The 23,542-nt window shown below is 51.6% G+C and carries 24 protein-coding genes; 19 read left to right on the forward strand and 5 right to left on the reverse strand.

Going from position 1 to position 23,542, the window contains the following annotated elements; genetic code table 11:
* The gene (gene def, locus METMI_RS0103605) at window positions 1–507 is read right to left on the reverse strand and encodes a peptide deformylase (RefSeq protein WP_019864872.1); all 507 of its coding nucleotides are present in this window, start codon (window positions 505–507) and stop codon (window positions 1–3) included.
* A gap of 97 nt (window positions 508–604) precedes the next feature.
* On the opposite strand from def, the gene METMI_RS0103610 reads away from it, so the two are divergent.
* From METMI_RS0103610 to METMI_RS0103640, 7 genes are all read left to right on the forward strand, one after another.
* A complete protein-coding gene (locus tag METMI_RS0103610) occupies window positions 605–1,723 on the forward strand; it encodes a LysM peptidoglycan-binding domain-containing protein (RefSeq protein WP_019864873.1) in 1,119 nt (372 codons plus the stop codon).
* 50 nt (window positions 1,724–1,773) lie between these two features.
* On the forward strand, window positions 1,774–2,826 hold the full coding sequence (gene dprA, locus METMI_RS0103615; protein ID WP_019864874.1) for a DNA-processing protein DprA: 1,053 nt from the start codon (window positions 1,774–1,776) through the stop codon (window positions 2,824–2,826).
* A 19-nt stretch (window positions 2,827–2,845) separates the two neighbouring features.
* On the forward strand, window positions 2,846–3,313 hold the full coding sequence (locus METMI_RS0103620) for a DUF494 family protein (RefSeq protein WP_019864875.1): 468 nt from the start codon (window positions 2,846–2,848) through the stop codon (window positions 3,311–3,313).
* A 75-nt stretch (window positions 3,314–3,388) separates the two neighbouring features.
* Window positions 3,389–5,707, forward strand: a complete 2,319-nt coding sequence (gene topA, locus METMI_RS0103625) for a type I DNA topoisomerase (protein ID WP_019864876.1) — start codon at window positions 3,389–3,391, stop codon at window positions 5,705–5,707.
* Window positions 5,708–5,866: 159 nt separating this feature from the next.
* The gene (locus METMI_RS0103630; protein WP_029151468.1) at window positions 5,867–6,409 is read left to right on the forward strand and encodes a hypothetical protein; all 543 of its coding nucleotides are present in this window, start codon (window positions 5,867–5,869) and stop codon (window positions 6,407–6,409) included.
* A gap of 80 nt (window positions 6,410–6,489) precedes the next feature.
* Complete coding sequence (locus METMI_RS27705) at window positions 6,490–7,224, forward strand: UPF0149 family protein (RefSeq protein WP_019864878.1); 735 nt, start codon at window positions 6,490–6,492, stop codon at window positions 7,222–7,224.
* A gap of 28 nt (window positions 7,225–7,252) precedes the next feature.
* The gene (locus METMI_RS0103640) at window positions 7,253–7,591 is read left to right on the forward strand and encodes a hypothetical protein (RefSeq protein WP_019864879.1); all 339 of its coding nucleotides are present in this window, start codon (window positions 7,253–7,255) and stop codon (window positions 7,589–7,591) included.
* 74 nt (window positions 7,592–7,665) lie between these two features.
* On the opposite strand, the gene METMI_RS0103645 is transcribed toward METMI_RS0103640, so the two are convergent.
* Window positions 7,666–8,067, reverse strand: a complete 402-nt coding sequence (locus METMI_RS0103645) for a hypothetical protein (RefSeq protein ID WP_019864880.1) — start codon at window positions 8,065–8,067, stop codon at window positions 7,666–7,668.
* A gap of 203 nt (window positions 8,068–8,270) precedes the next feature.
* On the opposite strand from METMI_RS0103645, the gene purM reads away from it, so the two are divergent.
* Genes purM through METMI_RS27380 form a run of 3 tightly spaced genes read left to right on the forward strand, consistent with a single transcriptional unit; the run spans window position 8,271 to window position 9,830 of the window.
* Entirely contained in the window at window positions 8,271–9,314 is a 1,044-nt protein-coding gene (gene purM, locus METMI_RS0103650; protein ID WP_019864881.1) for a phosphoribosylformylglycinamidine cyclo-ligase, read from the forward strand.
* A gap of 42 nt (window positions 9,315–9,356) precedes the next feature.
* Window positions 9,357–9,683: a Uma2 family endonuclease gene (locus METMI_RS23065; RefSeq protein WP_019864882.1), complete on the forward strand. Its 327-nt coding sequence runs from the start codon at window positions 9,357–9,359 to the stop codon at window positions 9,681–9,683.
* Window positions 9,684–9,830: a hypothetical protein gene (locus tag METMI_RS27380; protein ID WP_019864884.1), complete on the forward strand. Its 147-nt coding sequence runs from the start codon at window positions 9,684–9,686 to the stop codon at window positions 9,828–9,830. It begins immediately after the preceding gene.
* Between the two features lie 5 nt (window positions 9,831–9,835).
* Here METMI_RS27380 and lptG read toward each other — a convergent pair whose 3' ends face one another.
* Together lptG and lptF are read right to left on the reverse strand one after the other, a co-directional pair.
* Window positions 9,836–10,903, reverse strand: coding sequence for an LPS export ABC transporter permease LptG (gene lptG, locus METMI_RS0103660; protein ID WP_019864885.1), 1,068 nt, complete (start codon window positions 10,901–10,903; stop codon window positions 9,836–9,838).
* Entirely contained in the window at window positions 10,900–12,036 is a 1,137-nt protein-coding gene (gene lptF, locus METMI_RS0103665) for an LPS export ABC transporter permease LptF (RefSeq protein ID WP_019864886.1), read from the reverse strand. The genes lptG and lptF overlap by 4 nt, the downstream gene beginning before the upstream one ends.
* Window positions 12,037–12,262: 226 nt before the next feature.
* Between lptF and METMI_RS0103670 the strand changes: the two genes are divergently transcribed.
* From METMI_RS0103670 to yacG, 9 genes are all read left to right on the forward strand, one after another.
* Window positions 12,263–13,753, forward strand: coding sequence for a leucyl aminopeptidase (locus METMI_RS0103670; RefSeq protein ID WP_019864887.1), 1,491 nt, complete (start codon window positions 12,263–12,265; stop codon window positions 13,751–13,753).
* A 6-nt stretch (window positions 13,754–13,759) separates the two neighbouring features.
* Window positions 13,760–14,188: a DNA polymerase III subunit chi gene (locus tag METMI_RS0103675; protein ID WP_019864888.1), complete on the forward strand. Its 429-nt coding sequence runs from the start codon at window positions 13,760–13,762 to the stop codon at window positions 14,186–14,188.
* Between the two features lie 22 nt (window positions 14,189–14,210).
* On the forward strand, window positions 14,211–17,009 hold the full coding sequence (locus tag METMI_RS0103680) for a valine--tRNA ligase (RefSeq protein ID WP_019864889.1): 2,799 nt from the start codon (window positions 14,211–14,213) through the stop codon (window positions 17,007–17,009).
* Window positions 17,010–17,128: 119 nt separating this feature from the next.
* A complete protein-coding gene (gene pilB / locus METMI_RS0103685; protein WP_019864890.1) occupies window positions 17,129–18,838 on the forward strand; it encodes a type IV-A pilus assembly ATPase PilB in 1,710 nt (569 codons plus the stop codon).
* Between the two features lie 2 nt (window positions 18,839–18,840).
* Window positions 18,841–20,061, forward strand: a complete 1,221-nt coding sequence (locus tag METMI_RS0103690) for a type II secretion system F family protein (RefSeq protein WP_019864891.1) — start codon at window positions 18,841–18,843, stop codon at window positions 20,059–20,061.
* A gap of 42 nt (window positions 20,062–20,103) precedes the next feature.
* The gene (locus METMI_RS0103695; protein ID WP_029151469.1) at window positions 20,104–20,976 is read left to right on the forward strand and encodes a prepilin peptidase; all 873 of its coding nucleotides are present in this window, start codon (window positions 20,104–20,106) and stop codon (window positions 20,974–20,976) included.
* Between the two features lie 4 nt (window positions 20,977–20,980).
* Entirely contained in the window at window positions 20,981–21,583 is a 603-nt protein-coding gene (gene coaE, locus METMI_RS0103700; protein WP_019864893.1) for a dephospho-CoA kinase, read from the forward strand.
* A gap of 7 nt (window positions 21,584–21,590) precedes the next feature.
* Window positions 21,591–22,361, forward strand: coding sequence for a cell division protein ZapD (gene zapD, locus METMI_RS0103705; protein ID WP_019864894.1), 771 nt, complete (start codon window positions 21,591–21,593; stop codon window positions 22,359–22,361).
* On the forward strand, window positions 22,361–22,573 hold the full coding sequence (gene yacG / locus METMI_RS0103710) for a DNA gyrase inhibitor YacG (RefSeq protein WP_019864895.1): 213 nt from the start codon (window positions 22,361–22,363) through the stop codon (window positions 22,571–22,573). The genes zapD and yacG overlap by 1 nt, the downstream gene beginning before the upstream one ends.
* On the opposite strand, the gene METMI_RS0103715 is transcribed toward yacG, so the two are convergent.
* Entirely contained in the window at window positions 22,570–23,505 is a 936-nt protein-coding gene (locus METMI_RS0103715; RefSeq protein WP_019864896.1) for a Nudix family hydrolase, read from the reverse strand. The genes yacG and METMI_RS0103715 overlap by 4 nt on opposite strands.
* Window positions 23,506–23,542: the final 37 nt, after the last annotated feature.

The following is a 23,542-nucleotide window of genomic DNA, read 5'->3' on the forward strand; positions in this document are numbered from 1 at the left end:
TCAACTTTTTTCCAATTTATGGAGTTTCTCCAGCTTCGTCTTAATGCGTTGGCGTTTTAACGGCGACAGATAATCGACGAACAACTTGCCTTCCAAATGATCCATTTCATGCTGTATGCACACCGCCAGCAACTCCCGAGCCTCCAGCTCAAACTCACGGCCTTCGCGGTCTAGGGCTTTGACCCTAATATGTTCGGCCCGCTTCACCTTTTCATAAAAGCTGGGGACGGACAAACAGCCTTCTTCAGACTCCTTAACCCCGTCCTGCTCAACAATTTGCGGGTTGATCAGGCAAAGCGGCGCATTTTTTTCTTCACTAATATCTATGACGATGATACGTTTATGGACATTGACCTGGGTAGCCGCCAAACCGACCCCTTTTGCGGCATACATGGTGGCCAACATATCGTCAACAAATCTTTGGGTGTTATTGTCGATTTTATCGACAACCGCTGCTTTTTTCCGCAACCGATCATCAGGAAACTCGAGAATAGTTAGAATACTCAACAAACTCTCCACTATAATAATTGAATACTGGAATTCTATCTGAATTCATCTAAACTTTGAATTCAAACAGACTAAAAAAGACCCCTCAGGAATCACTATGGCTTTTCGCATACTTTCAGGGATATTACTCTCTGCTTTTATCAGCATCAACGCTTGCGCAGATGAATTACAAATCAACCCGGCCCATCCTGACCAATACACGGTAGTCCACGGTGATACCCTATGGGACATCTCAGGCAAATTTTTACAGCATCCCACACAATGGCCAGAACTATGGCGTTTTAACAGCCAGATCCACAATCCCCATCTGATCTATCCTGGGGATACCATCTATTTTTCCATGGTCAATGGCCGCCCCCAATTAAGTTTGTCCAGAAACGAATTGCCCTCAGGCGAATTGAATATCCAGTCGCCTTGCGTCCTTCATGAAGAAGACTTGAAAAACGGCCGGACTAAATTCCCCGTCTCCCCGGATGGCAAACTGATGCCTTGTATCCGGGAAAGCAACCTCAACCAAGCGATCAAATTGATCCCGACAGACAGAATATCGCAATTCTTGACCACGCCACGGGTCGTCGGGCCAAATGAATTGAACGCCGCACCTTATGTGGTCGATTTGGCGGGTGAGCATCTGGTCGCCGGTGAAGGCGATAAAATTTATGTCCGGGCCATCTATTCATCCAGCAACCAGAATTACACCGTCTACCGTCAAGGCCAAACCTATAAAAACCCCGAAACGGGCGAAACCTTAGGGTATGAAGCCCAATACATCGCTGACACCACATTGCAGCAAGTCGGCGACCCGGCTAGCCTGGTGGTCACCAAGTCCAAATCGGAAATCCGCCTAGGCGATAGGGTGATGCCGAACATCGAAGAAGACGTCACGCTGAACTACTTCCCAAGGCCGCCAGCGAAAAAGCTTATCGGCAACATTATCAGTGTCCCCGGGGGGGTTTCACAAATTGGCCTCTACAACACGGTGGTCATTGATAAAGGCAGCCGGGACGGCTTGCAAGTCGGGCATGAACTGACCATTTACCGAAAGGGGCGGATGATTAGCGACCGCTTCAGTCCGATTAAAAACGCGATGGTGAAACTGCCTGATGAAAAGGCGGGCATACTGATGGTTTTCCGTCCTTTTGAGCGCGTCAGTTACGCGCTGGTGATGAAAGCTAATCTGGCCATCCACGTTTTAGACAAAGTGAAGACCCCCTGAGCAAGGTCACTGCACCAACCGACGAAACCCTCCGCGACTGGCTAACGCTCTTGCGTGTGCCGGGTGTGGGGTGCAGAGGCTTCCTCAAATTGCTCGACACCCATACCCCCGGACAAATCTTCACCGAGTCGCGCCAAGCGTTAAGCGCATTGGGTTTAAAACCCAGCATTATTGACGCCATTAAAAAGCCGGACTTGGCCGTTATTGACAGCGATATGGCGTGGTTGGCGCAACCCAACAACACGGCAATAACGGTGCTGGATGCGGATTATCCTGCGCAACTCAAACAGATTGCCGACCCGCCCCCCCTATTGTTCGTGCGTGGCAAGCCTGAAATCCTGTCTTTACCACAAATTGCCATTGTCGGCAGCCGGAACCCCTCACAACTCGGCAGGGAAACCGCCTTCGAATTTGCCAAAGCCTTAAGCCATTCAGGTTTCGTCATCACCAGTGGCCTGGCCCTAGGTATCGATGCGGCCAGCCATGAAGGCGCACTCCATGCCCAAGGCCACACGGTTGCAGTGGCGGGCACCGGGCTGGACCGGGTCTATCCCGCCAAACATAAAGGCTTGGCGACGCAAATTGTCAATACAGGGGCGATGGTCTCCGAATTCCCGCCTGGCACGACCGCCAAAGCCAACCACTTCCCAAGACGTAACCGTATCATCAGCGGCTTATGCCAAGGCTTGCTGGTGGTCGAAGCCGCCAAACAAAGCGGCTCGCTCATTACCGCGAGGATGGCCTTGGAACAGAACCGTGAAGTGTTCGCTATTCCGGGGTCAATCCACAACCCATTGGCCCGTGGCTGCAATGCCTTGATCCGTGAAGGAGCAAAACTTGTCGAAACAACCCAAGATATTCTCGAAGAATTAAACCAATATTTTCAACAAGATGTGAATTATTCACACCATTCCCCACAATCAAAGCTTGACCTGGAGCAACAAACATTATTGAATCTAGTCATGTTCAGCCCAACTTCCATTGATAATCTAGTTGAAAATGCAGGCTTATCCGTTGAAGCCGTTTCTTCAATGTTACTTATTTTAGAACTGCAAGGTTATGTCGAAGCAACCGCTGGCGGTTCCTATACGCGAATAAAATAACCCAAACCTTAAGCGAACCATGAAAGAAAATATTTTTGATGTCCTGATGTATCTGTTTGAAAACTACATGGAAGATGAGGTTGAAATTCTTCCTGACAGTGATGTCATAAAAGTCGAACTTGAGGAAGCGGGTTTTGAATCCTGCGAAGTGACCAAGGCGTTTGACTGGCTGGAATCCCTGAGCCTGCAACGGGCAATCAAACCCAGCGCTTCGTCAGCGTTCCGGATTTTCTGCACCGAGGAGCAAAACAAATTGGACATTGAATGCCGCAACCTCATTATGTTTTTGGAACATAGCGGCATCCTGACCCCGGCCAACCGCGAAATTGTCATAGACCGCGCGATGGCCTTGGAAAATGAAGAAATCTCCATGGAAAAACTGAAATGGATAGTGTTGATGGTGTTGCTCAGCCAACCGGATGAAGAAATCGCCTTTTCCAGGATGGAAGACATTGTTTACGATTTGGTGCCCACTTATTTACATTAAACGCCAAAAAACCCAAGCCTTTACTTTTACCTCTTGACCTAGAGGACCGAACCTTTCACCGTAAATTTAAATTACATGAGCAAGCATCTCGTCATCGTCGAATCGCCCGCCAAAGCCAAAACCATTGAAAAATACCTCGGCAAGGATTTTCAGGTTTTAGCCTCTTATGGACACGTCCGTGATTTGATCCCCAAAGAAGGTGCGGTAGACCCGGAGCATGATTTCGCCATGAAATACGAAGTCATCGAACGTAACCAAAAACATGTGCTTGCCATCAGTAAAGCCCTGAAAACGTCTGACACCTTGTATCTTGCGACCGACCCTGACCGGGAAGGCGAAGCCATTTCCTGGCATCTGTACGAACTGCTCAACGAAAAAAAACTCCTGAAAGACAAACCCGTGCACCGTGTGGTCTTCCATGAAATCACTAAAAAAGCCGTCACTGAAGCCATTGCCCATCCTGAACAACTGGCGATTAACCTTATCAACGCCCAACAAGCCCGCCGCGCCTTGGATTATCTGGTTGGCTTCAACCTATCGCCGCTGTTATGGAAAAAAATTCGCCGCGGCCTGTCTGCGGGGCGAGTACAAAGCCCCGCCTTGCGCCTGATCGTCGAGCGCGAACTGGAAATCGAAGCGTTCAAAACCCGTGAATACTGGACGATCAATGCCGCCTTGACGGCTGACGGACAGCCGTTCAAAGCCAAACTAATCCAGTTCAACGACGAAAAAATCAGCCAATTCAGCATCACCGACCAAGAACGCGCCGAACAGACCAAGCAAACCCTCCTCAATGCCGCTGACGGGCAATTGCTGGTCACTAAACTCGAACAAAAACAACAAAAACGCCATCCGGCGCCGCCGTTCATCACCTCGACTTTGCAACAGGAAGCTTCACGGAAACTCGGTTTCACCACCAAACGCACCATGATGGTCGCCCAACAATTGTATGAAGGCATAGACATCGGCGGCGAAACCGAAGGCTTGATTAGCTATATGCGCACCGACTCCGTCAACTTGTCGGAAGAAGCCGTGCAGGACATCCGCGCCTATATTGGCGAAAATTATGGCAATGACAACGTCCCGAAAGAGCCGCGCCTGTTCAAGACCAAATCCAAAAACGCGCAGGAAGCCCACGAAGCGATACGCCCCACCTCCATTAGGCGCGTGCCTGCGGCGATCAAAAACCACCTGACCGCCGAACAGTTCAAGCTCTACGAATTGATATGGAAGCGCACTATCGCTTGCCAAATGATCCACGCGACCCTGAACCGCATCGCCGTCGATTTGAGTTGCGCGAACGGCAAGCACGTGTTCAGGGCGACGGGCTCGTCGATTGCCATTCCTGGCTTTATGACCGTCTATCTGGAAGGTAAGGACGATAGCAACGAAGGCGAAGGCGACGACAAGGAAAGCTTCCTGCCGCACATGCAGGAAGGCCGCCCCGTGCCGCTCAGCGACATCCTCACCGACCAGCATTTCACCGAACCACCGCCCCGTTACGGCGAGGCCAGTTTGGTCAAAGCCTTGGAAGAATACGGCATAGGCCGCCCGTCGACTTACGCGACCATCATTTCGACACTGCAAAACCGTGAATATGTCACGTTAGAGGGCAAGCGCTTTTATCCGACCGATGTGGGCCGTATCGTCAACCGCTTTTTGACCGAGCATTTCACCAAATATGTCGATTACAGCTTCACCGCCAATTTGGAAGACGAGCTTGATGCGGTTTCACGCGGCGAAAAAGACTGGATCCCGCTGATGCGTGATTTCTGGAACCCCTTCACTTCATTGATCACCGATAAAGAGGCCAGTGTCCAGCGCAAGGACATCACCCAGGAAGCCATAGACGAAAAATGTCCGGAATGCGGCAAGCCGCTATCCATACGCTTAGGCCGCAACGGGCGTTTTATCGGTTGCACGAACTACCCGGAGTGCTCGTACACCCGCAATCTGGGCGATGATGGCGGCAATTCCGAAGCGGCCGATGTCGTTGAAGGGCGGGTTTGCCCGGAATGTTCTTCACCTTTGGTTTTAAAAGCCGGGAAATATGGCAAGTTCATCGGCTGTAGCGGTTATCCCAAATGCCGCCATATCGAACCGCTGGAAAAACCGCTGGACACCCATGTCGAATGCCCACAATGTAAAACGGGCAGCTTGCTGAAACGCAAATCCCGTAACGGCAAAATTTTCTATTCCTGCTCCGGCTACCCAAAATGCGACTATGCGCTCTGGAACGCCCCGATCAAGGAAAGCTGCCCCGCCTGTGACTGGCCCATCCTGACCGTCAAAACCACCAAACGCAATGGCGCAGAAAAAGTCTGCCCGCAAAAAGATTGCAAATACGCCACACCTTATGAGGGCGACCCCGCGGACGCGGACGGGCCAAAGTGAATGTTTTGTAATGGTAGGAATTGCAATGCAAAAAGACCGCGTTCCCCCTGGCCGGCCCGCATCCCTACCCTAGCCGGACTTCTACGATTCCCAAGCCAGCAAACCCATCCTGTCATGATATGATAGCGTTTTATTTTATCTATTAATGACAGGAAAAAAATGCACGTACTTTACACCCAGGAGCTGTATCAGGCTCTCGAATATGCCCGGAGCATAGACCAGGACACAGGCAAACGGATGATGATCCAGCTTGAGATCGACCAGCCGATGTTCTTCCAAACCATCTTCAAAACCTTCCCGTCCATCATTACCGAACGCAATGAAGACATGGCGAATTTGTTTATGGATTTATGTTTTGATGTGGCCTGCGTTTACAAGAAAGTCTTTGGCAACACCCCAAAATTTAAGGATGACCCCACTTGGATGGAACGTCAGGCAGGTTTGTTGGACAAGGAGCTGAAACCGTTGATGGAAGGCCGTTTCATCAATGACAAACGCAGCCAAAAAATGAAGGAAGACTTCTTTAAACCTAAAGCAGGCGAGTTGCAACAAAATGCCTTGTTGCAATTTTTAAACGAAGGCGTTGACGACATGGCGGCGGACACGCAAAGCGATGAAAGCACGGTGGATTTGACTAAAACCATGTTGTTTGTGGTGGTGCGTTTGTTCACTAACTTATATTCTAAACCGGCCCTACAATGACCGCCTGGTTACGTAGCGGCAAATTGACCATGTAGCCCGTAACCGTTTAACACACCTAATAATAATTAAAATAACTACTTATGATTGATAAAGCATTATTGACCGGCCTCGAAACCTGTTTGGCTTCGATTGCCCCTGAGGACCAATACTTAGGCGTAGACGAAATCCGTGGTTTGTTTTTTGCGCAAATGATCACGCCCAATAAAAGCAACCCGCTAGTCTGGCTGTCGGCGTTATTTTATGGCGAACGCCCGCCGCTTACGGAAGGGCAGATCAGCAACTTGGACACCACGGCCGCCGCTACGCATGAAGCCTATCAGGCCTTGTTCGCCAGCAACCAATTGGCTTTTCCGTTTGATTTTGACCAGCTTGATGAAGCGATGGCGGAATCCGCTTACGGCTGGTGCCAAGGTTTTTATATCGGCTTATTGATTAACGAAGATTTTTGGTTTGGCAAAAAAAATGAGCGGCTAAGGCCGACTGACCATGACCTGCTGGCTATCCGCAACAGCGCGAAGCTGTTTATGTGCCTGATAACAAAAGATTTCAGCAACTTTGACAAAGCCAAAGTCGCCGAACTCAAGAAACTGATCACCGAACAAGGCCAAGACCCGACTGACGACATCCTCGCCGCATCGTTGTTCCCGAACGTGCCCATTGCGGTCAAAACCCTGCAAGTCTATGGCACAAAAGCCATGATGGCGAACGCGCCTAAAGCGGCACAACCGATAAGCGCCGTCAAATTAGGCCGCAACGACCCTTGCCATTGTGGTAGCGGCAAAAAATATAAAAAATGTTGTGGGGCGGCGATTTAACCCTAACCGTTAACAGAAGGAACCCGATATGAAAAAATCATCCCTCACCCTCACAGCCTTGGCACTGCTTATCTGCCTATCAGGTTGTGATGGTTCCGAAGACAGCGCCAACACGGCCATAACGGACACGCCACCCGCCACTGCCAAACCGGATAGGGCTATTGAACCTAAATTATCGGCCAACGCAAAACCTATGCCCAATCCAGAGTATGACGGACAGGATGCGGCTGAAGATTTAGATGCGACCGGGGTGTCCGCACAGCCAGTGCCCGATATGGAAGCGGAAAAATATGATAATGATATTGGCGTGCGCAATCCCGAAGCGGGCGATCCGGAAATGGACGAACCACAAAGCGATAAAGAGTAATTGACTTAAACCCAAAAACCCCGCCGCTTTGCCAAAACCAGCAAAACGGCGGTGTCCGGCGTTAGGTTGCTTGGCTACTTAGCGACCTTAACCAACCAACCCGTTTGGTCATCACAACCTAAAACCGCTTTTGCGCTGACATTGATCCGGGCATATTGCCCGTTTAACGTAGCGGGCAATTTTGCCGTAATTTTATGGAAGGAGATATTGCTTTCCACCTTAAAGGGCAAAGGCTCCCCTTTTGCCGTCAACTTAATGGTCGTCGGGTCAACATAAGCGGATATCTTGATGATGAATTCCGCTCCGGCAGGCACTTCATTATTATCGGCGGCGTTATACGGCGACAGGTTAAAATCGGTAAATTTCGGTTTCTTACAAACCAACTCCGCTTCTTCAGGGCTATAGGCCCATGCCGTACCGGACACCAATAGCGCGGCAAGCAAAAACACGGGCTTAATAATTGTTGTTATTGTCATTTTAAACTCCTCATTCGAATGATGGTGTCATCACACCACCCCGCACTTTAATGAGTTTTGTTATCAAATTCAACTAATTCCCCAGCATTTTGTTCAGGAATGCAAAAACACCAATTATCCGCGCCATCCCTTCCCTGCTTACACACAAAACCCGCGTTGTCTTGTACAATAGCAGCATTTAAATCCCTAGCGAGAGCACGACATTGAGCGCGAAAAACCCAGAGAGCCTAAATTACAAAAGTGCAGGCGTAGATATTGCCGCCGGCAATGCATTAGTCGAACGCATCAAACCGATTGCCGCCAAAACCCGCACCGCTGGCGTGATGGCGGGACTGGGCGGTTTCGGCTCATTATTTGAATTGCCTTTAGACCGCTACCAACACCCCGTGTTGGTGTCGGGCACTGACGGGGTCGGCACAAAATTAAAATTGGCCATCGACTTGGACATCCACAACACCGTCGGCATCGACCTGGTCGCCATGTGCGTCAACGACATCATTGTCCAAGGCGCTGAGCCCTTATTTTTCTTGGATTATTTCGCCACTGGCAAGCTGGACGTGGACACGGCGGCGCAAGTCATCGAGGGCATAGGCACGGGCTGCGGACAAGCGGGGGCAGCCTTGGTCGGCGGCGAAACGGCGGAAATGCCGGGCATGTACGCCGAAGGCGAATACGACCTGGCAGGGTTTTGTGTCGGCATTGTCGAAAAAAGCAAAGTGCTGGACGGCAGCCAAGTGAAAATTGGCGACAAACTGATCGCCATCGCTTCTTCCGGCCCGCATTCCAACGGCTATTCCCTAGTCCGTAAAATCATCAGCCATAGCGGCGCGGACTTAGACAGCCCGTTCCAAGACACCACCCTTGGCAAAGCCTTGCTGACGCCAACCCGCATTTATGTCAAACCACTGCTGGCCCTACTGGAAAAAGTGCCCGTCCACGCCTTGGCGCACATCACGGGCGGCGGCATCACCGAAAACCTGCCTCGTGTCCTGCAATCGGGGATCAACGCCGAGATTGATTTGAGTAGCTGGGACTTCCCCGCCATTTTCCAATGGCTGCAAAGCCAAGGCAATGTCCCGCTGGCGGATATGCTGACCACCTTCAACTGCGGTGTCGGCATGATTGTTTGCGTCGCGCCGGAAGATGAAGCGGTGACGCTGGAAACGCTGGCAAGCTTAGGCGAAACAGTGTTTAGCATCGGTGCGCTGGTGGCTGGTGACGGTAAACCAGAAGTTGTGTACCGTTAAACGATTAAGCCAATGGGGCATCCCTTTACCGGAGAACAAACCATGCAATGGTCGGAAGTCATTGACAACCCTTACTTTCAAAACCTACCGTTTAAAATTGAGCTGAACCGTTACGGAAAAGTTGAAATGCCCCCCGCTTCCAATCGACATGGCCGGTTACAGTCAAAAATTAGCGCTTTGCTTGAGCGCAAACTCAAAAAAGGCGAAGCACTGGCCGAATGCTCCATCCAAACCACCGAAGGCGTAAAAGTCGCCGATGTCGCATGGTGTTCCAAGGCCTTCATCAAACAATACGGTTATGCAACGCCCTACCCCCACGCGCCGGAACGGTGTGTTGAAATTGTCTCTCCGTCAAATTCAAAAGTGTAGATGGCCGAGAAGGTGCAGCTTTATTTGCAGGCGGGCGCAGAAGAAGTTTGGGTGGTTTGGGAGCATGGGGTGGTGGATTATTATGGGAAAACGGGAAAATTAGAGCAATCGGGCTATGGGATTAAGGTAAAAATACCTAAGCCTTGACGCTATCACCCCACCTTCCTAATCGCATAAACCGCCCCCGACAACACCAGCAAGCTAGGGATAAACGCAACCAACGGCGGATTAAGGCTGTAAATCAGGCCGACATGGCTGATGGTCATGTCGATGACATTAAAACCCATACCAATGACCACGCCGATCAGAATGCGCGTAGCGGCGCTGACACCGCGCTTGACACCGATGACAAACGGGGCGGACACCAGCAACATGGTAAAAATGACCAATGGGGTGACGACCCTGCCCCAAAAGGACATTTCATAAAGTTGCGATTTTTGCCGGTTGTCCTTCAAAAATTCCACGTACATCGCCAGATCATATAACGATAAATTGTCCGGGTTGACGACGACAATTTTTAGCAAATTCGGCTCTATGGATGAATTCCAGATTTGTTCCTTTGGCGAGTCGGCCTGCATTTGCGTGGTGGAGATGGACGATTCCTGAATGCCTTCCACCCGCCATTGTTGCTTGCCTAAATACACGGCCCTTTGGGCATGGATAGATCGCAACAGATGCCGCTGGGCATCGGTTTCATAAATGCTGATGTCGGCCAGGTCGCCGTTGTCCTCGATTAGGCGGATGTTGATGAACCGCCTTCCTTCACGCAGCCAAATCCCATATTTCAAATTGCGGAAAAACGGGTTGTGTTGTGCGGTGGCCCGCATCACCTGGGCCCTGCTTTCAGCGACCGGGGCGACAAATTCGCCCACCAACACCGCCACGGCAATCCAACAACAACCCGCGACCAGCACCGCCCTGATAATGCCGAACACCGATAGGCCCGCCGCCCGCATGGCGATCAGCTCGTGGTTATTGGCCATGCCGCCCAACGCAAACAAGCTGCCAATCAACGCCGAGGCGGGCATCAGTTCGTAGAGGATGGTCGGGGACGTGAAGGTGACGAAATGACAGACATCCAACAAACCATATTCCCCCTTGCCAATGTCGTCCAGCTCATCGCTGAATGTGAACAGATCGAACAAGGTCAACAACAATATGGCGGCAACGGATGAGGCTTTTAAAATATCCCAAACAATGTAGCGGGTCAGTACATTCATAGCTCGGCCTTCTGCCTTAAATTGAGATACAACCACCGCCATCCATACAGCCGCGCCAGCAGCGCCCCCCCCACGGCCAACAACAGCAGGTTGATGCCCAGCCCTCCCAACCACGCGGGGATCACGGCCTTGGTGACCCACAACTGGCCCACGCGTAAAAAGTTGCCGTAGCAAAAATAAATCACAAACCCGGTCAGGATATTGCCGAATGCGCCGCCGCGGGGTGAAATTTGCGCTAGCGGCACCCCCAGGAAACTGAGCAACAGCATCCCCAACGGGATAGACCAACGCCGCTGCAATTCGGCATTGTCAACCGCCGCCGCTGACGCCCAAAGCGCATCGGGGGCGACGGCGGCGCGGCTGAAGAAAACCGCCGTATCCGGCTCTTCGACCCTAACGGCGTATTCAGTGAATTTTTCAATGAAAAAGTCCAAGTTGCCAGGGACGCCTTGGACACGCTCGCCATGGTAAAATACGGCATAACGGCCTTCCGGCAAATCCCGTAACCGCGCCGATTCAGCCGTGATGATGCCGGGGGTGCCACCTTGCCGATGTTGCACGAAAACATCATGCATGACATTGTCGTCAGTGATGTCCTCGACATAAAAAACGAGGTCGCTCTGGCTATATTCGCTGAACTTCCCGGCGGCGATGCCACGCAAATCGGCCGACTCATCCCCTTCGTGCATAATCCTGGTGGTCGTGGCCTCCGCCCACGGCGTGGTGTACAAGGACAAACCCGCCGCCACGACGCTCAAGGGGAACACCAGCAGGAACACCCCGCGGTACAAAGTCAACGCGCCGCCCCCCGCCGACCCGACTGCGGACATTTCCTGGTCCCGGTACATTTTGCCCAGCACCATCAATACCGCCATGAACAAGGCGGCGGGCAACAATGACACGCCAATAATGATGGTTTTTAACGCCAACAAGGTCATCAACGTTTCGCTGGACACCCGCCCCTGGATCGCCTTATCCAACACCCGGATAAATTCACGGCTAACAATAATGACCACAATCACCGACCAAACTGACAGCAGGGTTTTCAGCAACTCCTGGGCTATCAATTTATCCAGCACTGTCAACTTGTAAAACCGCCGTAATTCCAAGATTTGGGGGCAATCTGATAACAAACCTGTCTCCTTAAAAACTATTGGTTGGCACAGTTTATTTACCGTCCGGTAAAATTCACTGCCCTGTTGTCTTTTTTCGTATTGGCAATGGCGCACAATCGTGTATTTTCACTGCCCGCCATGCGGAATTTATAGGCCGAAAGGTATATAATCGCACCTTAACCTTGGGCCGGCGACGGCTTGCCGCTCCCGAAAAAACCTTCACCCGCAACTAGACGATAAAGTTATGGACTATTCTATAGAAACCGCGCCATTAGAAAAACTTGAATGTGATTGCATCATTGTTGGCGTTTACCAAGACCAACAACTCAGCCCTTCCGCCGCCAGCCTGAACGCCAGCACGCAAGGCTTAATCCACAAAATCCTCGGCCGTGGCGACATCAGCGGTAAAAATGGCGAAACCGTATTGCTGACCACAATACCCGATAGCTCCATTGAACGCATCCTGCTGGTCGGTTTAGGCGAAAACAAACCCATATCCAACAAACTCTTCATCAAAGCCCTGGCGGCGGCGATCAACAGTTGCAAAAAACCACCGGTCAAATCCATTGTTTGCTGCCTTGCCGAATGCGCGGTTGAAGGCGGCGATGCGGCATGGAAAACGCGCCAGATCGTCGAAGTGTTCAATGATGCGGTGTACCAGTATACCCAAACCAAATCCGATAAAACGCCCGAAAGCCAAATTACCGGCATCCGCATCAGCGCGTCCGCCGAAACGGCAGACGCCGCGCAAATTGGCCTGGCACAAGGGCTAGCCATCGCCGAAGGTGTCAGTTTGGCCAAAAACTTGGCAGATCTGCCCGGCAACATCTGCACGCCCGCTTACCTTGCCGGGCAAGCCATTGCCCTGGGCGAACAATTCACCAAGTTGTCCACCCGCATTCTTGAAGAAGCCGACATGCAGGCTTTAGGCATGGGATCCCTACTCTCCGTCTCACGCGGCAGCCGCCAACCCGCCAAGCTCATCACCCTGGATTACCAAGGCGGCGAGAAAAACAGCAAACCGATAGTCCTGGTCGGCAAAGGCCTGACTTTCGATGCTGGCGGGATTTCCTTGAAACCAGGCCTGGGCATGGACGAGATGAAATACGACATGTGCGGCGGCGCGGCGGTGTTAGGCACATTGTTGTTTGCCGCCAAACTGAACCTGCCGCTGAACATCATCGGTTTGGTCCCCGCGTCAGAGAACCTGCCTGATGGCGATGCCAACAAACCGGGCGACATTGTCACCAGCATGTCCGGAAAAACCATCGAAATCTTGAACACCGACGCCGAAGGCCGGCTGATCCTCTGCGACACGCTGACTTACGCCGAACGCTTCCATCCCGATGTCGTCATTGACCTGGCGACCCTGACAGGCGCGTGCCTGGTGGCCTTGGGGCGCATCCCTAGCGGCCTACTCGGTAACGATGACGGGCTTTGCAATGACCTGATCACCGCCAGCGAAACGGCTAATGATAGCCTATGGCGGCTGCCTTTGTGGGAAGAATATCAGGAATTGTTAAAATCCAACTTTGCCGACATGGCAAATATTGGTGGCAAAGATGCCGGCACCATCACTGCCGCATGTTTCCTGTCCCGCTTTGCCGAAAGCTTCCGCTGGGCACATTTGGACATTGCCGGCACCGCTTGGCGCACCGGACAAACCAAAGGCGCAACGGGCCGGCCCGTGCCGCTGTTAAGCCAATATTTGCTCAACCGCGCCAGCCAGCTTTAACAACGGATGCCGGACGTCAGTTTTTACCTGCTAGCTTCCGGATCGGCCCAGGAACGCTATGTGTTTGCCTGTAAGCTGATCGAAAAAGCCTACCGTAACGGCACCGCCTGTTATGTCCTGACCGACCACGCCGAACAAAGCCAATTGCTCGACAACCTGCTCTGGACTTTCAGGGCGGGCAGCTTTGTCCCGCACCAGATCTATGACGGGCAAGCGCCTGAATTTGGGAACGTCACACTGATAGGCCACAGGCAAGCCCCCGACGCATGGCGGGGCACCTTGCTGAACCTGTCCGCACATTGCCCGGAAAATTTCCAAACGATAGGCCGGATCCTGGAAATTCTCGACAACGATGAAACGACCAAAGCCGCAGGCCGGCAACGTTACCGACAATACCAACAAGCGGGCATTGACATAGCCACGCATAAGCTCTGAACACCAAAATAAGAATATCAACATGGACAAAACTTACTCACCGCACGCAATCGAACAACGCTGGTACCAAGCCTGGGAAGACAACGGCTATTTCGCCGCCAACCCAGAAGCCGAAGAATCCTACTGCATCATGATCCCGCCGCCCAATGTCACGGGCAGCCTGCACATGGGGCACGCCTTCCAGGACACCATCATGGACGCGCTGACCCGTTACCACCGCATGAAAGGCCACAGCACGTTGTGGCAAGCGGGTACTGACCACGCCGGCATCGCCACACAAATGGTGGTCGAACGCCTCTGCAACGCCGAAGGCAAGACCCGCCACGATTACGGACGCGAGGAATTCATCAAAAAAGTCTGGCAGTGGAAAGAAGAATCCGGCGGCACCATCACCCGCCAATTGCGGCGCATGGGCGCGTCTTTGGATTGGTCACGCGAACGCTTCACGATGGACGAAGGCATGTCCGACGCCGTGCAGGAAGTGTTCATCCGCTTGTATGAAGAAGGCCTGATTTATCGCGGCAAACGTTTGGTGAACTGGGATCCGGTCTTGCACACCGCCGTATCGGATTTGGAAGTGTTGTCCGAAGAAGAAAACGGTTCGATGTGGCATATCCGCTACCCGCTGTCGAACGGGCAAGGCTTTATGATTGTCGCCACCACACGCCCTGAAACTTTGCTGGGTGATGCCGCCGTTGCTATCCATCCTGAAGACGAACGTTACAAGCATTTGCTCGGCGAGTTTTTAGAATTGCCGCTCACAGGCCGCCGCATCCCGATTATCGCCGACGATTATGTTGACCCTGAATTCGGCACGGGTTGTGTAAAAATCACCCCCGCCCACGATTTCAACGACTACGAAGTCTGGACGCGCCACCGCCACACCTCGGCGCTGATGGACACGCCACACGGTGGTTTGTTCAACATCCTCACCGTCGATGCCAGCATCCGCGCCGACGGACTGATCCCGACCCAATACCACGGCCTGGACCGTTTCGCGGCGCGCAAACAAATCGTCGCCGATTTGGAAGCCCAAGGTTTGCTGGAAAAAATCGCCGACCATAAATTGATGGTGCCGCGCGGCGACCGCACCAACGCCGTCATCGAACCGCTGTTGACCGACCAATGGTATGTGAAAATCGCACCACTGGCAGAACCGGCAATTGCCGCCGTGGAAAATGGCGACATTAAATTCGTGCCGGACAACTGGAAAAACACTTATTTTGAATGGATGCGCAATATTCAAGACTGGTGCATTTCCCGGCAAATCTGGTGGGGACACCGGATTCCGGCGTGGTATGACGATTTGGGGAATGTTTACGTTGGCGAATCCGAACAAGCGATCCGTGACAAACATGGTTTGGCGGCGGATTATGTGCTCAAACAAGACGAAGACGTGCTGGACACTTGGTTTTCGTCCGCACTGTGGCCGTTCTCGACCTTAGGCTGGCCTGAACAAACGCCGGAACTGGCGAAGTTTTACCCGACCAGCGTCTTGGTCACGGGTTTTGACATCATTTTCTTCTGGGTGGCGCGGATGATTATGATGGGCTTGAAATTCCAAGGCCAAGTGCCGTTTAAGGAGGTCTACATCCACGGCTTGGTGCGCGACGCCGAAGGCCAGAAAATGTCCAAATCCAAAGGCAATGTCCTGGACCCTATCGACATCATTGATGGCATTGATTTGGAGCCGCTAGTAGAGAAACGCACCAGGGGCTTAATGCAACCGCAAGATGCACCCAAAATTGAAGCCCGTACCCGTAAGGAATTCCCTGATGGAATCCAATCTTACGGCACAGATGCCTTGCGCTTTACCTTTGCATCGTTGGCATCAACAGGCCGCGACATCCGCTTTGATTTGCAACGCACTGAAGGCTACCGCAATTTCTGCAATAAATTGTGGAATGCGGCGCGGTATGTGCTGATGAACACCGAGGAACAGGATTGTGGTTTGGGAGATGCACCTTGCGAATTTACGCAAGTTGACCGCTGGATACTCTCTCGCCTCAACCAAACTATCGAAGCCACCACCCACGCCATTGACCATTACCGTTTCGATTTGGCGGCACAAGCGATTTACGAATTTACCTGGAACGAATACTGCGATTGGTATTTGGAATTGGCGAAAATATCTTTGCAATCGGAAGATGCGGCTTTGCAACGTGGTACACGCAAAACGCTTTTAACAGTCTTGGAAACGGTGTTGCGTCTGGCACATCCGATCATGCCATTCATTACCGAAGAAATCTGGCAACGGGTTGCGCCTTTGCAGGGAATTACGGGTAAAACGGTCATGTTGCAGGCTTACCCTACTGCCGATGCGACGCAAACCGACACTGCCGCCGTTGCCGGAACCGATTGGTTGATGGCGGTCATTTTGGGGGTAAGAAGGATACGCGGCGAAATGAGCATCGCACCGGGCAAACCCTTACCGGTATTGTTGCAAAATGGCACGGAAGCGGACAAAACTTACGTCAGCAACAATCTGGTTTATTTGCAGAAACTGGCGCGCTTGGAATCTATAACATGGTTGGCCACTAACGAAGCCGCGCCAGAATCAGCCATTGCCCTGGTCGGCGAAATGCAAATACTGATCCCGATGGCTGGCCTTATTGACAAAACCGCCGAACTCGCACGTCTGGACAAAGAAATCCTGCGCATCAAGAACGATTTGCCGCGCGTGGAAGGCAAGCTCAACAATCCGACGTTTGTTGATAAAGCCCCCGCCGACGTCATCAACAAAGAAAAGTCCAAGCTTGCGGAAATGCAGTCTTTGCTCAATAATCTTGAACTGCAACACAAAAAAATTAGCTTGTTATAAAAAACCTGGCCCACTTCCGGATAAAAACCCAACCCATTGTTGGTTTTTATCCGTTCAAGGTAGACAAAGTGCTTATTTGCTCTATATTTCCCTAATGATGAAACCCATAGTAATGATGAATGGCTACTGAATCGACTGATCTTCAGCTTAGAGGGCTTGCAAAAGTATTAATTCAAGCCGAGCTTTTAACAGAAAGCCAGGCCAGGGCCTGTATTAAGGAAGCTAGGCAAAACAAAGTCCAACTGATCAGTTACCTAGTCACAAACAAGCTGGTTGATAGCAAAGCCATTGCGGCAAAAGCATCCATTGAGTTTGGCTTGCCCCTTTTAGACTTGGATGCCATTGACTGCCGCAGCCTTCCCGTCGGAGTGGTCAACGAAAAGCTCATCCGTAAGCACCACGCCTTACCGTTGTTCCAACGTGGCAAAACACTGTTCATTGCGATGGCTGACCCTACCAACCATCAGGGGATTGAAGACATCAAGTTCCAAACCCTGATGCGCCCGGAAATTATTCTGGTAGAAGAAAACAAGCTGACCAATGCCATCGAAACGGCTTTAGAAGTTGCCGACACGTCAATGATGGACATGTTGGACGCCGACCTGGAAAACCTGGATATAGCCGCTGATGATGGCACTGTTGTTGTTGATGGCAATCCCGATGTTGACGAGGCCCCTATTGTCAAATTTGTCAATAAAATATTGCTTGACGCCGTTAAGAAAGGCGCGTCGGACATCCATCTTGAACCTTACGAAAAAAACTTCCGTATCCGTTTCCGCCAAGACGGCATGCTTTATGCCGTAGCCAGCCCGCCAGTCAACATTGCAACCCGCATCATATCGCGTGTTAAAGTCATGTCCCGGATGGATATTGCGGAACGGAGGGTGCCCCAAGACGGGCGTATCAAAATGATGCTGTCCAAAAATCGGGCCATCGACTTTCGGGTCAACACCTGCCCTACCCTGTTTGGCGAGAAAGTGGTGTTACGTATCCTCGACCCGACCGCCGCACAAATGGGCATTGAAAAGCTGGGGTTTGAGCCTAAACAACAGGAACTTTTCCTACATGCGATTCACAAACCCTATGGCCTGGTGCTGGTGACCGGGCCGACCGGTAGCGGTAAAACCGTTTCGCTTTATACAGGCTTGAATATCCTTAACAGCATAGACCGTAATATTTCCACCGCCGAAGACCCCGTTGAAATTACGGTGGAAGGCATTAACCAAGTCAATGTCAACGTCAAAACAGGGCTGACCTTCGCCAATGCCTTACGTGCTTTTCTCCGGCAAGACCCTGATATCATTATGGTCGGTGAGATCCGCGACCTCGAAACCGCAGATATTGCCGTGAAAGCGGCACAAACTGGCCATTTGGTGCTGTCGACGTTGCATACCAATGATGCCCCGCAAACACTTAACCGTCTGATGCAAATGGGGGTCGCCCCTTTCAATATCGTATCTGCGGTCAACTTGATCATGGCACAACGGCTAGCCCGCCGCCTCTGCGAACATTGCAAGGCCCCGGTAAAATTCCCTGAGCACATTTTGCTCGATGCGGGGTTTACCGAAAATGAATTGCCCGGCCTGCAAATCTTCAGCCCGGTCGGTTGTGAGCACTGCACAAACGGCTACAAAGGCCGGGTTGGCATTTATCAGGTCATGACCCTGAGCGAAAAAATGTGCGAACTGATTCTCGAAGGGGGAAACTCCCTGCAACTGACACAATTGGCAAAATCGGAAGGCATTAACGACTTGCGTGCCTCAGGATTAAATAAAGTCCGTATGGGTATCACCAGCCTGGAAGAAATTGACCGGGTAACTAAGGAATAAACATGGCAGAAAAAACTGAACAAATCGATTATATTTGGCAAGGTGTCGACAAGGCAAAAAACAAGACCAAAGGGGAAATTGCCGCCATTAGTGAAATCGTCGCCAAAGCCGAATTAAGGCGGCAAGGTTTCCGTGTCACCAACATCAAGAAAAAGCCTAAACCGTTTTTTACGGCCAGGACCAAACCGATCACCGCCGCCGACATTGCCATTTTCGCAAGGCAATTGGCCACCATGTTGGCGGCGGGTTTACCCTTAGTGCAGGCAATTGACATTGTTGGCAAAGGCCATGAAAACCCAAGCATGCAAACCTTGCTAATGGGCATCAAGGCGGATATCGAGGGCGGCGATACATTAGCTTCGTCATTAAAAAGACACCCGGTCTATTTTGATGAACTTTTTTGCAACCTGGTTGAAGCAGGGGAACATGCCGGGGTGCTGGATACCTTATTGGACAAGGTCGCCACTTACAAAGAAAAATCAGAGTCCATGAAAAAGAAAATCAAGAAGGCCCTGACCTACCCTATTGCCGTGGTGGCCGTTGCCGTTATTGTGACGGCGATCTTGCTATTGTTTGTGGTGCCGGTTTTTGAAGACCTGTTTAAAAGCTTCGGGGCCGATTTGCCCGCATTCACACGCATGGTCATCAACATGTCGGCGTGGTTGCAAGAGTGGTGGTATATCGTCCTTGGCATCCTTGTCGGCGCTTATTATGTCTTTGATTTTTTTAAAAAACGCTCCAAACCTTTCAACCACTTTTTGGATAGGATGTTATTGCAAATTCCGGTGGTCGGTTTAATCATCAATAAATCTGCGATTGCCCGGTTTTCCAGGACATTATCGACCATGTCTGCGGCCGGTGTCCCGTTGGTCGAAGCCTTGCAATCCGTCGCCGGAGCCTGCGGCAACATCATTTATGCCGAAGCCGTGTTAAAAATGCGCGAAGACGTCTCGAACGGGCAACGTTTGCAATTTGCGATGGGCCAAGTTGGCATGTGGCCGCACATGGTGCAGCAAATGGTCGCCATTGGCGAGGAATCCGGTTCCATGGACGCGATGTTGTCAAAAGTCGCCGATTTTTATGAAGAAGAAGTCGATAACCTAGTCGACAACCTTAGTAGCCTCATGGAGCCTATTATTATGGTTATCTTAGGCATATTAGTGGGCGGCTTAATCGTGGCGATGTATCTGCCGATTTTCAAGCTGGGCGCGGCGGTCGGGTAACTTACTGGCGTAACAGATATTTTCACCATAAAACATTTCACCATGCTTCAGCAACTGGATATTTTTCTCGCGTCGCCATTACTTTGTTCAACCATGGCAGGCATCATTGGTTTGCTTGTCGGCAGCTTCCTGAATGTCGTCATTTACCGCTTGCCAGTAATGATGCAGCGGGGCTGGCGTAAAGAATGCCGGGATTACTTGGAACTCCCGGCTGAAAAACCCTCAGAGCCTTTCAATTTGGTCTTGCCTTTATCCCGTTGCCCCTCTTGTTCAACGCCCATCAAACCCCACCAGAACATACCCGTTGTCAGCTATCTCCTATTGCAAGGCAAGTGCGCCACCTGCGGGCAAGCCATTTCTGCCCGCTATCCGCTGATAGAGGCGTTTACCGCCATCACTTCGGCCTTCATTGCCTGGCATTTCGGTTATGGCCCGCAAACACTGTTTGCCTTGATCCTCACATGGTCGCTCATCGCATTAAGCTTTATTGATATTGACCACCATCTGCTCCCCGATTCCATTACGCTTCCCATGCTATGGCTGGGTTTGCTCTTGAATGCCTTCGGCCTGTTTACTGACGGCAACGCGGGCATTATCGGCGCAATTGCCGGTTATCTGGCACTGTGGGCCGTTTATCACCTGTTCAAGCTAGCCACCGGGAAGGAAGGCATGGGCTATGGTGACTTTAAGCTCCTGGCCTTATTCGGCGCATGGCTGGGTTGGCAGGCGCTACCCCTGATCATTTTGTTGTCGTCATTGGTTGGCACCATCATCAGCATTGCCGTAATCATCGCCACTAAACGCGACCATCGCATCCCCATCCCATTCGGGCCTTATCTAGCCATTGCCGGCTGGATAGCGTTGGTCTGGGGGATAGAAATCAACCGGATGTACCTCAATTACATCGGCCTATAAAACCATGTTAAGAATCGGCCTCACCGGCGGCATCGGTTGTGGGAAATCAACGGTCGCCAACCTGTTCTCCCAACTTGACGTGCCAATCATTGATGCCGATATTATTTCCCGCAACTTGGTGCAACCAGGGCAACCTGCGCTGGCGGCAATCCGGCAAGTGTTTGGGGGAAAAATACTCAACGTTGACGGTTCACTTGACAGGAGCCATCTCCGCGACATCATTTTTGCCGACGCCGAGGCCAAACAAAAGCTTGAGTCCATCCTGCATCCGCTGGTTTACCAGGCAATACTGGCAGCTGTGGGGCAGACCATATCCCCTTATTGTGTGATTTGCATCCCATTATTGTTCGAAACCAAAATGACGCGGCTGGCCGACCGTATCCTGGTGATCGACTGCCCGACGGAAATCCAGGTAATGCGCGTCAGACAGCGTGACCATCTGTCCGACGGGCAGATACAAGCGATTATCGGCAGCCAGGTGCCACGTGATTTTAGGATCGCCAACGCAAATGACTTAATCGAAAATACCGGCACCAACGACAAGCTTGCAGAACAAGTTAAAAAACTGCACAATTTGTACCTTTCAATCAGCAATTGTCAGGATTAACTTGTCTGTGAACACCACCATTACCTATGAATTCCCTCTCAACGAACGTATCCGTGTATTCATTAGGTTAGAGCAGCTCTTCCATCAATTTGGCCATTTTTCAGCGGGAAGTAGTGTCGCTGACAAACGGGCCGCCATCAGTGCATTATTGGACATCATGTCCATCTTCAGGCGCAATGACCTTAAGTCCGAAGTTTTAAAAGAACTTGACCGCAACACTAAGACGTTAGCCAAAATTGCAAACAGCCAAGGGGTTGATTCGACCAAGCTAGACACTATCCTGGCTGAATTGGCACAAATCAGCAAGAACCTATATGCCGTGACCGGAAAAATCGGTTTGAACATCATGGAAAGTGACTTGTTCCAAAGCATTACCCAGCGCAGTTCCATTCCTGGTGGCACATGCTCTTTTGACTTGCCTGAATACCATCACTGGCTGGAACAGGATGACGCGCTATCAAGAAAAGACCTTGAGTTATGGAGCAGCCCTTTCAATGACATCCGCATCGCTATCGACCTGATCCTTAATCTGATACGCACCAGCAACTCAGCCACCCAAGAGATTGCGGTGGCCGGTTTTTTCCAATTCACGCCTGACCGCAACCAAAATTTCCAGTTGCTCAAAGTGAGCCTGGATAAGTCCCTACCCTGTTTTGCTGAAATAAGCGGCGGCAAGCACCGTTGCACTATCCGCTTTATGGTGCCCCCCGAAGATGACAAACGCCCGACCCAAAGCCCTAATGACATCCCTTTTGAACTGACTTGCTGTCTATTCTGATGTCCGCTTCCAGCCAGCCCCTTATCGTCTCTTGCCCGACTTGCAAAGCCCCGGTCGCCTGGTTACCGGAGCAACAGTTCCGGCCCTTCTGTTCTGAACGCTGTAAGCTGATAGACCTTGGCGAATGGGCGATGGAAGAAAAAAGGATACCGGGTGAGCCATTGGAGGAAGATGAAGGGGATATTGACGGCCAAATTATATGGCGGCCTTAATCAAGAAAAGCCCTGATCGACGCAATACCTTGCGCACCCGCATTACGCGCCGCCTCAAGCGATAAGCGCGTCATCCCACCTAAGGCATAAACCGGCAAATTCGCCTCCACTACCCAGTCCGAGAATTTCTCCCAACCTAGTGTTTGGGCCTGCGGATGGGTCAGTGTAGGCAATACGGGTGCGAGCACCGCAAAATCAACGCCTATAGCCTGTGCATGCCGCAATTCTTCGGGATTATGGCAGGATGCCGCCAACCAACGCACAGCCCCAGGACGTTGCCTTAAAGCCATTAAATCACGGCTAGTCAAGTGGATGCCCTGGAACGCCGGATGATCCGACAATCCCAACCTGGAATTGGCAAGCAAACACACGCCTTGTTTTTGGCACAAGGGATACGCCTGTTCAAGAAATTGCAAAACACTGTGGCGCGGCAGGTTTTTCAAACGCGCTTGAACCAACTTGACGCCATTAGCCAAAATCCTTTGCAAGTTACCCAATACCTGCGACGGGTCGTCCGTTTCCAAAATTGCGTAATAACCGGGCAACTGCGCGGCGGCGATTATTGGCCGGTTCGCCGCCGGAAACGCATAACGCGGCAAATCGGCGGCATCCACCCATTGCCAAGGCTGGCCTTCATTGCCCCGTGCCTGGCCTGAAAAACCGGTCACCTCAAACACCAACAATTGTACCGCCCGGTCTGGGTATTGATGGTTTATGGCCAGCAGCGGCGTTGCCGCATTCACGACGATATCCAACTCCTCTTTCAGCTCGCGCGCCAAAGCTTGTCCGGCCGTTTCCCCAATTTCCAGCTTGCCGCCCGGAAACTCCCATAAACCGCCCTGGTGCAACGCCTCGTCACGTAAGGTGATCAAAACTTGCCCTGCCGCGTTTTTGATGACCCCCACCGCGACTTGCAGCCGTCGTCCCGCCATCCACACACCTCTATTTTATTTTACGCCAGGCTGGGTT

It is taken from the genome of Methylovulum miyakonense HT12, from assembly GCF_000384075.1.
GTDB lineage: Bacteria > Pseudomonadota > Gammaproteobacteria > Methylococcales > Methylomonadaceae > Methylovulum > Methylovulum miyakonense.